The sequence below is a fragment of the Lentzea terrae genome (assembly GCF_003265345.1).
GTDB lineage: Bacteria > Actinomycetota > Actinomycetes > Mycobacteriales > Pseudonocardiaceae > Lentzea > Lentzea terrae.
Genome location: NZ_QFWW01000037.1, coordinates 129,831 through 143,433, shown reverse-complemented (window position 1 = coordinate 143,433; position 13,603 = coordinate 129,831). Strand labels below are relative to the sequence as shown.

Sequence of the window (13,603 nt, the reverse complement as noted above, 5' to 3'; positions counted from 1 at the left end):
GTTTCGCTCCGAAAAAGTGGAACGGCGCCCGATTCGAGGGGGAGGGAATCGGGCGCCGCCCCGGCCAGGAAGTACTGGTCAGATCAGATGTCGAGGCCGGCGTGGGCGTGCGGCGGGCCCTGCGGCTCGTTGAGGCCGAGCAGGGTCGCGGCGGGAACGCCGTTGCCACCCGCGTCGACGTTCTCGACGATCGCTTCCACGTCGAGGTCCTGCGCGTTGATGGCCTGGATCTTGCCGGCCGCGTCCGCCGTGTTCACCGACGCGAGGTCGCCGGCGCTGGCCACGTCGCCCAGCTGGCCGCCGAGGTCGGGGGTGGTGCTGGCACCGACGCCGGCATCAGCGTGCGCGATGCCGCCCAGGCCGAGCATGACGGTGGCGCTGCCGAGGGCAACAGCGGCCCCCGTGATGGTCTTCCTGAGGTTCATGGGCGCGAACGTTTCGTGTTCGCACCCTCTACATCAAGCTCCGTAACTCAGGCGAGGGAACTTCTTCATCCGTTCGGGGGATAAGAAGGCTTGCTACCGAACGTCACGATTCTGGTCGTATTGAACATCGCACTCAGGCGATCGCGCCCGGTGGAAGCTTCAACTTGAATGGCAGCGTCGTGACGACGGCCAAATCGGAAGCGGTCGCCTTCATCAACGTGGGCGCGTTGCGGGCACCGGGCTCCGGCAGATCCAGCAGCCGGTCCACGGCCTCGCACAACGGCCCTTCGTAGATCCACACGGCCTGGGCGGGGCGAGCCGAGTCGCGAACGGCGGGCAGCCGGCCCGCGCGCGCCTCGGTCTCCGACCAGAACAGGATCGAGTCGATGAATCCTCTGCGCTGCTTGAACGCCATGATGCGGTCGAGCTGCCCGGCGTCGTCCCTCAGGTGGAGGAACTGAAACCCGCTCTCGCGCAGCTCGATGACCTTGCTCAGTGCGTGGTCCATGGCGCACCTACCCCTGTGAGGTCCCCAACGGGTGACCGTTCAGTCATACGACCCGAAAGGATCGTACGGTAAGTCAACGTTCGTCCGTAAGCCGTAGTCCGAACGAGTATCTCAATTGGTGGACGTGTGTGGCTTAGGGTAATCACTGGCCTCCTTGTTGGAGGAAACGGCCAGGAGAGCCATTACGGTTCGCGTCAGGAACGCCAATCCGCCCAATGTGACTAATGTCACTGCGAGTGCCATCGAGTCCTCCCGGCTCTCTCATCCGCTGATGGTAAAGACGCGGCGGCGCGATCGCGGGTTGCCGCACCGGGCAGACCGATATTGTCTGCACCGTGATCTCGTACGCGCAGAACGCGGAGGACGTCCTCCTCGCCCGGCTCTTCCACGGCAGGACGACCGGGCGCTACGTGGACGTCGGGGCGTCAGATCCCGTCGAGGACTCGGTCACCAAGCACTTCTACGACCTCGGCTGGCGGGGCATCAACGTCGAGCCGATCCCCGCTCAGGCGGAGGCACTGCGCAAGGCGCGGCCCGGTGACGTGACGCTGGCGGTCGCGCTCGGCACCAAGGCCGGTACCGCGGTGCTGCACCACGTCGTGAACCGGTCCGGGTGGTCGACCCTCGACACCGCGCTCGCGAGCACGTACGAAGCCGAGTCGGCGCTCGAGGTCGTCCAGGTGGAGGTGGAGGTCCGCACGCTCGCCGACGTGCTCGACGAACACCCCGGTGACGTCGACTTCCTCAAGATCGACGTGGAGGGCGAGGAGCGCAGCGTCATCGAGGGCGCCGACTGGGACCGGCACCGGCCGCGGGTGGTCGTCGTCGAGGCGACGGAGCCCGGTTCGACCAGGCCCGCACACCACGACTGGGACCCGTTGATGACCGACGCCGGGTACCGGTGCGCGCTGTTCGACGGGCTCAACCGGTTCTACGCGCAGGCCGGCGACACCGAGGCGCTGGAGCTGCTCGCCGTGCCCGCCAACGTGTTCGACAAGTACGTCCGCGCCGAGGTGGCGGAACAGCGGGCGGCCCGGATGGCCGAGATGGCCTACATCCGCCGGCTGGAGGAGGCCCTGCGGGAGGCGGAACGGGCACAGCAGGACGAGTCGGCCGAGCTCGACGCGCTGCGCGAGGCCGCACAGCACGCCGAACAGGAGACCGCACGCGCCCGGCAGCGGATCGCCGCGCTGGAGGCACGCCTCATCGAGCTGGAGAACGCTCCTCGTAGATCTCCTCGAGGCGCTCGCGGATGACCTTGCCGACGGCCTCGTAGCTGCACCGCTCCCAGATCGCCTGCCGCGCGGCAGCACCCATGCGGGCGCGCAGCGACGGGCTGTCCGCCAACCGGCGCAGCCATCCCGCGGCCTGCGGCACGTTCGGCTCGGCCCACAGCAGTCCTGGGCGGTACCAGTCGGCGAAGCGCTCGTCGTAGCGGTGGTCGGCCATGGTGATCGGGCGGATGTCGTACCCGACCACGCCTGCCGATCCCGGTGGCATGAAGTCGGTGTTGCCGCTGTAACCGGTGGCCACCACCGGTTTGCCGATCGACATCGCTTCCGCCATGCCCATGCCGAAGCCCTCGGACCGGTGCAGTGACGCGTACACGTCGCAGCTCGCGAGCAGCGAGTCCATCTCGGCGCGGGTCAGGTCACCCGTGATCAGCACGCCGTTGACGCTCGCGACCGCGTCCTGCAGTGCGGCGGCCATCAGCGGGAAGATGTCGAGGTCGACCACCTTGATCACGAGCTGTGCGGTGGTGCCTCGCTCGTGCGGTGCGAAGGCTCGCCGGAACGCGTCGATCACGCCCCACGGGTTCTTGCGCGCGTCGCTCGACGAGGCGCTGAAGGTGAACAGCACCACGAAGGCGTCCTCGTCCAGACCGAACCGCGCCCGGTCCGGGGTCGGCGAGATCTCGGTGACCACGTTCGGCACGACCGTGATCGGCACGTCGGTCGCGGTGCGGAACGCCTCGGCCACGTAGGACGACACGACCCACAGCTCGTCCACCCGCGGCAGCTGCTGGAGCGTGTAGTCCAGGATCTCCGGCATCTCCCACGCCCAGAGCGCGATCGTGTACCGGTCGAGCGCGGTCTCCGGGATGAGCTGGAACTCGTTGAGGTTCACCATCCACAGGTCGACCGGGTAGTCCTTCCCGCCACGCAGCTCCAGCATCTCGCGCGGCACCTGCACCGTGCGGACGGGCGCGCGTGAGTTGAACTCCGTGTACGTCATCGGCAGGCCGGCTCGGCGCATCGCCGTACCCGCCCGGCGGAACGACTCGGAGAGGCCTGTCGTGGCGCGCAAGTCGGCGAACAGGTTCACGCCGGCGTGCGGAGCGTCGTCCGGCTTCTCGCCCGCGGCAACGCTGTCCAGAGCCTGCCGGTAGCCCTCGGCGGCGATCGGCCACGACGCGTTCCCCGCCACCCAGTCACGTGCCAGCTTGCCCGCCGCGCGCGCCTCTGCCGGGTTCTCGACCACCTTCTCCAGCAACGCGGCCAGCGCCTCCGCCTCGCGGGCGGGCTCGATCGGAATGCGCGTGCAGAACGCCTCGTCGAAGTGGCGGTGCTGCGGCAGATCGCTCGTGATCACCATCCGGCCCGCGCCGAACGCCCGCATCATCACGCCGCTGGTCTCGCCCATCGTCGGCCAGCGCAGGTTGATCACCACGTCGGTCGCGGTGATCAGGTCCTCGAACGTCTTCTTCGCCGGGCTGAGCTCCAGCTGCACCGAGTCCTCGAGACCGAGCTGCTCGATGACGCTGACGACGGAGGCGTGCACGTCGGGGTAGTCGACATGGCCCGCGATCAGCAGCCGGGCGTTCGGCCACCGCCTGCGCACCTCGGCGAACGCGAGCACGGTCACCAGAACGCGCTTGATCCGGTTGAAACCGCCGAAGGCGCCGAACACCACGTGCTCGTCGGTCCAGTCGAAGAGCGTCCGGATGTCGTCGCGATCGGTGTCGTCGCGCAGCGGTGCGCCGTGGGGCACCACGAAGATCGGCTTGCCGGGGAAGCGCTCGCGGAGCAGCCCGGCGGAGTGAGGATCGTGCACGATCACGCCGCGGCTCGCCGTCACGAGGCGGTGCTCCAGCGTCATCGTGCGGCTGTCGAGCATCTTCACGCCGTCGACCTCGACCGCGGGCAGCCCGTGCAGCAGCGCCGGATCGTGCGGATCGCCCCAGATCGGACCGTGCGCGTCCTTCAGCTCCCGGTAGAACGCCGGGGTGAGGCCGTCGCAGTAGCCGAGGTTGAAGTCCAGCAACGACATCTCGTGCAGGACGACCACACCCGGTACCGCGAGCGCCTGGTCGTAGATCCACGAGTGCGCGCCGGCATGGTTGCCCATCTGGTAGCACGCCAGTCCGGTGGACCGTGCGCGCGAACTCGTCCGGGAGACGGGCTCCACGTCGTCCAGCTCGGTGAGCAGCTCGTGCGTGTAGTCGGCGATCCCGCTGCGGTCAGGTGGCAGCGGGCTCCACATGCTGTAGCGCACGAATCACATCCGCGCGGTCAACGTGAAGCGTGCACCGAGCGGGTGGTCGTGGTGCTCGACCTCCACCTCGGCGAAGCCCGCCGACTCGGCGAGGAAACGCAGGTAGGTCGGGTGCACGGGCCGCAACGCGAACGGGTCGACGTGGAACTCAGGACCGGCTGCGGCGCTCTCCACCAGGAGAACACCGCCCGGTCGCAACGAGCCCGCGGCCAGGGCCACGAACCGGGGCAGCGCCTCCGCCGACAGCCGCTCGACGAAGCGGAAAGCCGTGACCGCCCCGAGCGAACGCTTGTCGACGTAGCTGAGCGCGTCCAGCGGGTCCGCCTCCTCCAGGCGGAAGCCGAGCTCGGCGTTGTGCTTGATCACCGACGGGTTCGCCGACGCGCCGGTCGCGGGGATGCCCGCCTCGCGCAGCACCTCGAACCACTCGCCGCGCCACGGCACGGCGTCGAACACGATGCCACGGCCTTCCACGACCGGCAGGTGCGCCGCCCGTGCGGCGCGCACGTGTTCTGCCGGGCCGTCGAGCAGCTCGGCGATCGCCAGTTCCACCCCGTTCGCCACGGCGGGAACCGTGACGGCAGACGTGTCGGCGCGGTCCGTCTGGCGGAACTGGTCGAGCACGAGGTCGACCTGGGCGTTTCGCAGACGAGCGTCGCGTGCGGCCGCGGTGAGCTCGGCGAGCTGGGCCTCGAGCGCGTTGAGGCGCTGATCCACCTTCTCGGCGTGCAGCCCGGTGTCCACGAGTTGCAGGCGCAGATCGCCCAGCTCGGTGCGCAGGCTGCCGATCGCCGCGTAGAGGCGCTGGTTCAGCCCGGCCATGATGTTCTGGTCGGCCCGCTGCAGCTGCTGAACCTCGTGCGCGAGCTCGGCCTTCGGCACCTGGTGCTGGTTGTGCAAGATCTCGCTCAACGCGGATACGGCGTCGCGGGTGGCGATGTTGGTCTCGATCTGCCACTTCACCTGGCGACGCCAGAGCAACCGCATCGCGAGTCTGCCGAGCAGATCACGGGAACGCAGTGGCAGCCGCAGTTCCTTGTTCTGATCCAGGCGGACGAGTGCGTCCGCCAGGCGTGCTTCCGACATCAGCCGTCCAGGGAGTGCGGAGAAGGTGTGCGTGAATTCTAGTGGAGGTCAACGACGTGGATCAGGGGATTCGGACGGTCCTGACGATCCGGCGCGCCACTCGCCTCGCGAGCGACGGCGGGTCCGGAACCGGAACCGGGACCGGCTCCTCGTGCCGGGCCTGCCACTCCGCGTGGGCCGCGGTCAGGCGTTCGGCCGTCCACCGCGCCGCGACGTCGATCGGACGGGTCCGCAGGAGATGCGCGCGTGCGGCGGCACCGCGCCGGAGTGCCTCCTCAGGCTGGTCCGCGACCGCTCGCATCGCTCGTGCGGCGGCGTCCAGGTCGGGATCGGCCCAGTGGCCGTCAGCCGGGTAGGGAGCCCAGCCGGGACCGACGGTGATCGTGGTGTGCGGAACCAGCCAGCCGGTTTCCTCCGTGACGAACTCCGCCGTGCCCGAGTAGTCCGTCGAGATGACCGGGATGCCGCGGATCATCGCCTCGGCGACGGTGAGGCCGAAGCCCTCGCCGCGGTGCAGCGACACGTACGCGTGGCTGGTGGCGTACAGGTCGGCGAGCTCCTCGACGGTGAGGTAGCGCTCCACCAGGGTGATCCGCTCATCGCTCGCGACCTGGAGCCGCAGGCGTTCCGCGGCGGACACGTTCGAGTGCGAGTTCGTGGACTTGATGACCAGCTCGACGTCGGTACGACCCTCGAACGTCGCCTGGAACGCGGTGACCAGTCCGTACGGGTTCTTCCGGCCGGCCGTGCTGTTGTAGTCGAACGCGAAGAGGAACCGCGTGCGGCCGCTCAGGTCGCGGCGCGGCTCGCCGGGGTCGGGCACCGGCACCGGGATCGTGTGCACGGGCACCGGCGAGTGCTCGGCGATGGCGCGCCGGGAGAACTCGCTCACCGTCCAGATCTCGTCGACGTGGGCGAAACCGTGGTGCATCGACGCGGGGAACTCTTCGATCTCCCACGCCCACAGCCCGATCCGGTACCGGTCGTGGCCGACTTCGGGATGTGCGGCCAGCAGCGGCGCGGTGAAGTCCCCGTTCACGGTGATCAGGCTGATCGGGAAGCGGGGCCTGCCGACGGAGTCCGGGCGTTCGAGTCCGGTTCGGACAGTCGTGGTGATCGAGTGCTCCTCGACCACGGACACGTGCGGAACACCGGAAGCCGCCAGCACGCGCAACATGATCCGGCCCATCTCGCCGATGCCCAGCTCGGCCGTGTGGTAGCCGGCGACGTTGACCCCGAACTCGTCTTGAGGTGCGGTCGGTGCGATCGGCTCGCCCGGCAGCGCCCACTCGGGCAGGCCCTCGTTCGTGCCATGAAGTTCGCACCACTGGCGGAAACCAGGTCCGTACGGGTGCGGGAAGGCGACTTGCAGGTCGACGCGCGACCGCCACACGGCCAGCAGCAGCCGGTTGAAGCCGTTGACGCGTTCGACGGGCGTGGCGGGAAGGCGGAGCCAGTCACGGAAACGGTCGCCGTCGAAGGCGTGGGGAGGCCGTGTTTTGGCCGGGTTGAGCGGGTTCGACGGTGTGAGCGCCTCACGGAAGAGCGTGCGCATCGGCGCGGTGATCGGCGTTCCGTCCTGAAGGGACCCGAAGCGGTACGGGTGATCGGCCGGCTCGACCAGGCTCGCGTACTCATCGTAGATCTTCTTCAGCTCGGGTCGTTCGGAGAACAGCACCTGCGAGCAGTTCGGCGCGAGCACCCACGGAACGCTCGGGTCGTAGTCGTCGAACCTGATCAGGTTCGCGCCTTCGAGCGATCTCTCGTGCAGGTTCCAGTGCGCGAGCGCGGAGTCCGACAGGTCGACGACGCCTCGCGTGGCGATCGCCAGGGGAGCCAGCACAAGAGCGTGCGGCGGCAGAAGCACGACCACGTCGTACTTCTCCAGCAGTCCTTTCGCGACTCTCGGCGCCACGGCTTCGGCCAGTTCGCCGATGTCGTGCGCGGTCGCCAGATCGAGGTACTCGTCGATCCCGAAGCCCAGCCAGTCCGGCGGGTCCTCCAGGTCGACGACGACGAACTCGTGCTCGGGGTGGTGCCTCAGGTAGGACGTGCCCAGCACCTGCGCGGCAGGTAGCTGGGCACGTGTCGCCACCGTGCAGGCGACCACCATGGGGTCGCCCGCGGACATCACGGGCCGACGGGCAGCGCGGTCATCTGCGCGGCGAGCACCGCGTCGAAGTCCTTGCTGATCGTCGCCTGGTCCTTGCCCACGACCTGCACGCGCACGATGGTGTTCTTGTGCACGTAGTGGGCGCGAACGGAGCCCTTCTTGTCACCCACGACATCGACCTGCTGAGCGGTCACACCGGCAGGAGTGGTCCCGCCCGAGTACGGCTTCATGCCGAACTTGAGCTGCAAGGCACCGAGTGCGTCGACCGCATTTGCCGCGGCGGTCGCATCGGTCGCCTGCACGGTGATGATCTGCACGACGTTGCCGCTCGGCAGTGTCACCAGACCGACGCGGGTCTTCGACGCACCGGCCGTGGAGTACACGGTGTTCTCCTCGTCGGTGAGGAGCTTCTCCGAGACCACGTCCTCGTAGGTCTTGATGTGCGCCTGGTTCTGCTTGGTTCCGCCCAGCTCGCCGATCTCCAGGTCGTCCTTCGGTCTCGGCTTGCTCGTGGTCGTCTGCTGGGTGGTCTCACCACCGCCACCGCCACCACTGCCGGATTTGCCGACGAACCACCAGACGCCACCGCCGATGAGCGCCAGCACCAGGATCACACCGATGATCGCGAACACCCGGCCCTTGCCGCTGCGCTCGCGCGCGTCGTCGAACGTCTCCGGGCCCTGGGCGATCCAGCCGGGAGTCGGGTCGCCCATCGGGCCGAAGCCGCCGTCGCCGCCTGTGGTCCAGGGCGGCGGTGCGGAGACGGGCTGGTTGGACTGCCAGCCACCCTGCTGCTGGTTCGGCCCGGTGACCGGCCGGACGAACTGCGTGCGCTCGCCGTCATTGCCCTGCTGGGTGTTCACGACCTGGGTCTTGTCCGGAGACGGTGCCTGACCGGGGGTGACCACCTGCGTCGCGTCCGGGTTGGGCGCCTGCTGCGGCGGCGTCGCCTGCCAGCGGAACGGCTGGGCGAAGGGGCCTTGCTGCTGCTGTTGCGGGGCAGGCGCGGACGCCGAGCCGGACAGCACCTCGTCCCGACGTCGGCGGTAGTCGTCCGCAGAGATCCGACCCGAGGCCAGCTCCAGGTCAAGCTTCTGCAGCTCTTCTTGCCAGGTCACGCCTGGCACCCCCTTTCAGACAGCCGTCAGACGGCCACATTGTGCCGAAGCCGACTGTTTGACATCGCGCCGACCTGGCAAGTTGTGACCGCCTTGTGGCACACGACACCCTTAGATTGGAGCAATGGCGTTGTTCGGTCGCAGCAACAAGACGAAGCTGATTGCCCCGCATGACGCGTTGCCAGGGCGTTCGACGCCGCAGACGGTACCCCCGTTCCACGCCGTGTTCACCGACCGCCCCATCGCACCGCCGTTCCCCTCGACGTTGCGCACGGCGGTCGTGGCCATGGGGAGCTTCTGGGGCGCCGAGCGGCTGTTCTGGCAGACCCCGGGCGTGTGGACGACCGCAGTCGGCTACACGGCGGGCCACACGCCCAATCCCACCTATGAAGAGGTGTGCTCCGGCCGCACCGGTCACGCGGAAGCCGTGCTGGTCGTCCACGATCCGGTCGTGCTGCCCTTCCAGGCGCTGCTGAGGGTGTTCTGGGAAGGCCACGACCCGACATCGGGCATGCGGCAGGGGGCCGACGTCGGAACTCAGTACCGCTCCGGCATCTACTACGCGGACGAAGGGCAGCGGGTCACCGCGGAGGCGTCGCGGGCTGTCTACCAGCAGGCGCTGGCGGGCGGCGGGCTCGGTGCCATCACCACGGAGGTGGAACCGCGCGGCGAGTTCTATTACGCCGAGGACTACCACCAGCAATATCTTTCGGACGCGAAGAACCCGTACGGGTACTGCGGCCTGGGTGGCACCGGTGTGTCGTGCCCGGTGGGGCTGATCACCTCGCAGCCCTGATTCCCTGCGCGGGCCTGAGCAACCCCGGCCCGTGGCCCGCTCCGCGCGAAGTACAGTCAGCCCGATGCCCGTCAGACGTGGGCGCATCGGGGGATTGACCGGCTGACGCACAGAAGGGCCAGCTCGTGGGGGCGATTTCGGCACCGGAGGCGGTTTCGGAACCAGAAGGGCGGCCCAGGAAGGTTCCCTGGGGTCGGGTGGCCTCGGGCGCCGGGCGGTTGCTGAGGTCCGAGGGCGCCGTCGCGTTCTACTTCGGGCTGCTGATCTCGGTGGTCTTCAACTTCCAGCTCGTGCTGCACCCGCGGTCGCTGATCACCGGAGGTCTGGGCGACCCGCTGCTGCAGGCGTGGGAACTGGCCTGGGTGCGCCGCTTTCTCACCGAGGGAGGCAGCCTGTGGACGGCCAATCAGTTCTACCCGGCCGTCGACAACTTCGCGTTCACCGACTCGCTGCTCGGATACCTGCCGCTGAGCCTCATCGGCGGTGACGGCCAGTACGACGCGATCCTCCGGTACAACGTCGCCTTCGTGCTCGCCTTCGCGCTGGCGTTCACCGGGGCGTATCTCCTGGCGAAGCAGCTGGGCAGCAACTGGCAGGGAGCCGCGCTGGCCGGTCTGGTCTTCGCGTGGGCGCCCTGGAGGCTGACGCACCTGTACCACCTCAACATCGTGTCGACCGGCGGGATCGCGCTCGCCCTGTGGGCGCTCGCCAAGGGGCACGGCTACTCGTTTCACCGGGAGCGGGCCGCGTCCCGGCCTTGGTGGATCTTCGCCGGGTGGCTGATCGCGGCCTGGCAGGTGTCGATCGGGTTCGCCATCGGGCTTCCGTTCGCCCACGTGATGGGCGTGATCGGGATAGTGATCATCATCGCCGCCTGGCGGCGCCGATCGCGGTCGGTCGTGATCGCGAACGCGTACGGCGCCGTGGTGTTCATCGTGGTCACCGGGCTCCTGATCGTGCCGTATTTCCGCGTGGTCGACCTTTACGGGTTCAAGCGCACCTGGGAGGAGGTCGGGGTCTTCTCGCCACCCGTGAACGGGTTGTGGACCACCTCGTTCGAGACCTGGTTGTGGGCGGGGTCGGTCTTCACCGACCACACCGTGATTCCCGAGCCGGGCGTCAACGAGAAGCTGCTGTTTCCCGGCCTGGTCGTGGTCCTGCTCGCGGTGATCGGCCTGTTCGTCAGCGCGTGGCGGGTGCGGGTCCGCGTCATGCTGGCGGCCGCGGTGGTCGTCTCGGCCGTGCTGGCGCTCGGGGTGAACTTCCTCGGCGGCGCCGTCTACGAGGTGCTGTGGGACTACCTGCCCGGCTGGAACGCGCTGCGGACGCCAGGGCGAATCATGATCTGGGCGCTCCTGCCGCTGGGTCTCCTCGCCGCGGGCGCGGTCACCGAGTTCGGCCGGCTGCTCGTGGTCCGCACACAGGTCTCGTTGAAGCTCATCGCGATCTACCTGCTCGTACCCGCGCTGGCCGTCCTGGTGGAAAGCATTCCGCGAATGCCGTACGCGCAGAACCCTGGCATCCCGCCGGACCTGGAGCGGGTGTTCACCCAGGCGCAGGAGCCGCTGCTGGTGCTGCCGACCGGCGACCTGATCAACCTGACCTATCTGTTGTGGTCGACCAACGGCTTCCCGACGATGGCCAACGGCAACTCGGGCAACTTCCCCGAGTCGTACCGGGAGATCGCCAACGTCACCCGGACGTTCCCCGACGAGGAGAGCCTCCTCGTGCTCAGGAACTACGGGATCCGGAAGGTGATCGTGATCAAGTCGCAGCCGCACGGCGTCGACTACGCGAGCCGGCCGGTCGCGGGGTTGCCGGTCGAGCGGACCGAGTCGAACGACATCGTGGAGTACACGATCAAGGACTGAGTCAGATGTGAATTGAGAATTGTTTTCCCTGGTCGGGCACCTTATCGTGCGTCGTTGAAGCCATGTCCACCGCGCGGCGGGGGTTTCACGCGGTGCGTCGGGGGTCGTGTCGCGTCGGTGCGGTGGCCTGTTACTGGGGAGTCCACTTGTCAGCATCGAGAATGCGCGGTGTCGCGCGCAGATCCGCCGTGCTCGTCGCAGCCCTGGCGTTGACCGCTACCAGCGGCTTGACCGCTTTTGCGCAGGAAGAGCCTGCGCCCGACACACGGTCTCGGCGACCTGCGCTGGGACCGGGGTGTGACCATTCCGGCCGGTCAGAGCCGCGTGTTCACTGTGCCTGGCACCGTCCCTGACGACGCCTCCGAGCACGGCTACACCTACGTGGAGTGCGACTTCGGCCCGGCAGGCGGTCTCGTCGACGGCTTCCCGAGCGTGTCCGACTTCGTCAAGGTCGGCAACGGAACCGCTGACACCTACGGTTCGATCTACGTCGACCGCAACGAGAACGGCTGGCAGGACCCGGAGGGCGAGCACCTCACCGGCGTCAGCTTCAGCCTGGTGGACCCGAAGACCGGTCAGGTCGTCGCGACCGCCACGGGCGGGGGTGAGCACGGCTGGGCTCACTTCAACAACATTCCGAGGGGCCTCTACGCGGTGAAGGTCAACGGGCCGTACGAGGTCAAGACCAAGTGGTACGTCAGCACCCGGTCGCCTGGCTGGGCGGTCGAGGTCGTGCCCGTCAACGCACCGGGAGGCGCTCAGCCGGAGCCGAAGAAGATCCCTCCGGTCGTGCACAAGGCGGATACGGATCTCGCGCTCACCGGCGCGAACGTGACCGGCCTGGGCGCGTTCGGTGTGCTGGCGCTGCTCGTGGGTGGCGCGTCGGTCTACTTCGGACGTCGCAGGACCGCGTGATCAGCAGAAGATGAGTCCGCACGGCCGCGTGGTCGTGGTCGTCGTGGGCGGCCGCGGCTGCGTGGTCGTGGTGGTGGGCTTCGGCGGTTGAGTCGTGGTCGTCGTGGCCGCGGCTGTCGTCGTCGTGGTGGTTGTCGTCGTCGTTGTCGTCGAAGAAGAAGACGACGCGGAAGACGACGGCTGGGACGACACTGTCTGTGATGGCGGCTCGGACTGGGTTGGCATCAGCGAAGGCGTGTTGATGAGCGATACGCGGGCCGGTCTGTCGCCGTCCGGGGCTGTCGGATCGCCCGACGCGAACGATCCGACATGCGGTGCTAGCACGGTAAATGCGGCGAAGAACGCACCTAGGAGTGCACCGGTTGCGAGCCGACCAGGCCCACTCATCGCCGCCAACACCCGGATTGCCTATCTCGTTCACTCGATTGGGTCAAGCGAAACGATCGTTTTCTACTCAACTAAATCCTGGTGACGGTCACGCCGACCACGCCCTGTGACAACGGCGCGATGGTCTTGAAGGCCTTCGGGGTCAGGTCGATGCAGCGGCCGGTGATGAACGGGCCGCGGTCGTTGATCCGCACGGTGACGGTCTTGCCGTTGGAGCGGTTCTTCACCTTGACCTTCGTGCCGAACGGCAGCGTCTTGTGCGCGGCGGTGAGCTTGTTGGGGTCGAAGCGCTCACCGCTGGCCGTCGTACCGCCACCGGTGTAGTAGGAGGCCTTGCAGGTCTCCGCCGCGACGGCGGTGGGGGACATGAGCACAGCGGAGGCGGCGATGGAGGCCAGCGTGAGGCCGGCGGCCGCGAGGATCTTTGCCATGCGCCAAGGAACCCAGGACGCGGCAAAGAGACGCCTAACGCGCGCCTAACCGGGGAACTGCTCGGCGGCGTTCACCAGCAGCTGCCAGTCACCCTCCGGCAACGTGCGCAGGCGGTCCAGCAGCACCGACATCCGGGTCAGCAACTCAGGGTGATCGGTCCAAAACGAGTGATCTACTCTCAGTAGAGCGGCCAGCAGGTCGCCCGGGTAGAGCGCGAACGACCGCAGCGGGTCCGACTCGACGTGCTCCAGCGCCAGCAGCGCGGTCACGTCCAAGCCCACCTGATGCGTCACCAGCAGGTGCAGCGACGTCGGCGTCAGCTCCCGCACCGGCAGGTCGCGCAACGCGCAGAGGTCCCGGTACAGCTGGGTGGACGACGAGTCAGGTCTCAGCCAGTCGTCGTCGCTCAGGTGCGCGAGCGTTCTGTCGCGGTCCACGCACACATAGTCCCTGCCGG

13 protein-coding genes are annotated in these 13,603 nt (G+C 68.2%); 5 read left to right on the top strand and 8 right to left on the bottom strand.

Annotation, left to right across the window (positions count from 1 at the left end; translation table 11 throughout):
* Positions 1-83: 83 nt before the first annotated feature.
* Both DI276_RS45870 and DI276_RS45865 read right to left on the bottom strand, forming a co-directional pair.
* Positions 84-425, bottom strand: a complete 342-nt coding sequence (locus DI276_RS45870; RefSeq protein WP_112276059.1) for a hypothetical protein — start codon at positions 423-425, stop codon at positions 84-86.
* A 133-nt stretch (positions 426-558) separates the two neighbouring features.
* Positions 559-933 (bottom strand): hypothetical protein, encoded by a 375-nt coding sequence (locus DI276_RS45865; RefSeq protein ID WP_045313056.1) that lies wholly within the window; start codon positions 931-933, stop codon positions 559-561.
* Positions 934-1,268: 335 nt separating this feature from the next.
* On the opposite strand from DI276_RS45865, the gene DI276_RS45860 reads away from it, so the two are divergent.
* Positions 1,269-2,189 (top strand): FkbM family methyltransferase, encoded by a 921-nt coding sequence (locus tag DI276_RS45860; protein ID WP_112276057.1) that lies wholly within the window; start codon positions 1,269-1,271, stop codon positions 2,187-2,189.
* Here the strand turns inward: DI276_RS45860 and DI276_RS45855 are convergent.
* The 4 genes from DI276_RS45855 to DI276_RS45840 all read right to left on the bottom strand — a co-directional run bounded on the left by DI276_RS45855 (position 2,137) and on the right by DI276_RS45840 (position 8,745).
* Positions 2,137-4,428: a glycosyltransferase gene (locus DI276_RS45855; protein WP_232837373.1), complete on the bottom strand. Its 2,292-nt coding sequence runs from the start codon at positions 4,426-4,428 to the stop codon at positions 2,137-2,139. The genes DI276_RS45860 and DI276_RS45855 overlap by 53 nt on opposite strands.
* Before the next feature lie 3 nt (positions 4,429-4,431).
* Positions 4,432-5,514 carry a hypothetical protein gene (locus DI276_RS45850; protein ID WP_112276055.1) on the bottom strand — a complete coding sequence of 361 codons (1,083 nt, stop codon included), beginning with the start codon at positions 5,512-5,514 and terminating at the stop codon, positions 4,432-4,434.
* Between the two features lie 61 nt (positions 5,515-5,575).
* Entirely contained in the window at positions 5,576-7,609 is a 2,034-nt protein-coding gene (locus DI276_RS45845; protein ID WP_232837372.1) for a glycosyltransferase family 4 protein, read from the bottom strand.
* 35 nt (positions 7,610-7,644) lie between these two features.
* Positions 7,645-8,745: a hypothetical protein gene (locus DI276_RS45840; protein WP_112276051.1), complete on the bottom strand. Its 1,101-nt coding sequence runs from the start codon at positions 8,743-8,745 to the stop codon at positions 7,645-7,647.
* A gap of 124 nt (positions 8,746-8,869) precedes the next feature.
* On the opposite strand from DI276_RS45840, the gene msrA reads away from it, so the two are divergent.
* The 4 genes from msrA to DI276_RS50605 all read left to right on the top strand — a co-directional run bounded on the left by msrA (position 8,870) and on the right by DI276_RS50605 (position 12,799).
* The gene (msrA, locus tag DI276_RS45835; RefSeq protein WP_112276049.1) at positions 8,870-9,541 is read left to right on the top strand and encodes a peptide-methionine (S)-S-oxide reductase MsrA; all 672 of its coding nucleotides are present in this window, start codon (positions 8,870-8,872) and stop codon (positions 9,539-9,541) included.
* 197 nt (positions 9,542-9,738) lie between these two features.
* Positions 9,739-11,412 carry a hypothetical protein gene (locus DI276_RS45830; RefSeq protein ID WP_112276047.1) on the top strand — a complete coding sequence of 558 codons (1,674 nt, stop codon included), beginning with the start codon at positions 9,739-9,741 and terminating at the stop codon, positions 11,410-11,412.
* Between the two features lie 324 nt (positions 11,413-11,736).
* Positions 11,737-12,327 carry an SdrD B-like domain-containing protein gene (locus DI276_RS45825; protein WP_157985367.1) on the top strand — a complete coding sequence of 197 codons (591 nt, stop codon included), beginning with the start codon at positions 11,737-11,739 and terminating at the stop codon, positions 12,325-12,327.
* A gap of 94 nt (positions 12,328-12,421) precedes the next feature.
* On the top strand, positions 12,422-12,799 hold the full coding sequence (locus tag DI276_RS50605; protein WP_157985366.1) for a hypothetical protein: 378 nt from the start codon (positions 12,422-12,424) through the stop codon (positions 12,797-12,799).
* Here the strand turns inward: DI276_RS50605 and DI276_RS45820 are convergent.
* Positions 12,786-13,145, bottom strand: a complete 360-nt coding sequence (locus DI276_RS45820) for a septal ring lytic transglycosylase RlpA family protein (RefSeq protein WP_112276043.1) — start codon at positions 13,143-13,145, stop codon at positions 12,786-12,788. The two genes, DI276_RS50605 and DI276_RS45820, sit on opposite strands and share 14 nt — an antisense overlap.
* Before the next feature lie 45 nt (positions 13,146-13,190).
* Complete coding sequence (locus DI276_RS45815) at positions 13,191-13,583, bottom strand: contact-dependent growth inhibition system immunity protein (RefSeq protein ID WP_112276041.1); 393 nt, start codon at positions 13,581-13,583, stop codon at positions 13,191-13,193.
* Positions 13,584-13,603: the final 20 nt, after the last annotated feature.

Coding starts and splice junctions, on each gene's coding strand:
- DI276_RS45865 (WP_045313056.1), bottom strand. CDS start 933: ATGGACCACGCACTGAGCAAGGTCATCGAGCTGCGCGAGAGCGGGTTT.
- DI276_RS45870 (WP_112276059.1), bottom strand. CDS start 425: ATGAACCTCAGGAAGACCATCACGGGGGCCGCTGTTGCCCTCGGCAGC.
- DI276_RS45820 (WP_112276043.1), bottom strand. CDS start 13,145: ATGGCAAAGATCCTCGCGGCCGCCGGCCTCACGCTGGCCTCCATCGCC.
- msrA (WP_112276049.1), top strand. CDS start 8,870: ATGGCGTTGTTCGGTCGCAGCAACAAGACGAAGCTGATTGCCCCGCAT.
- DI276_RS45850 (WP_112276055.1), bottom strand. CDS start 5,514: ATGTCGGAAGCACGCCTGGCGGACGCACTCGTCCGCCTGGATCAGAAC.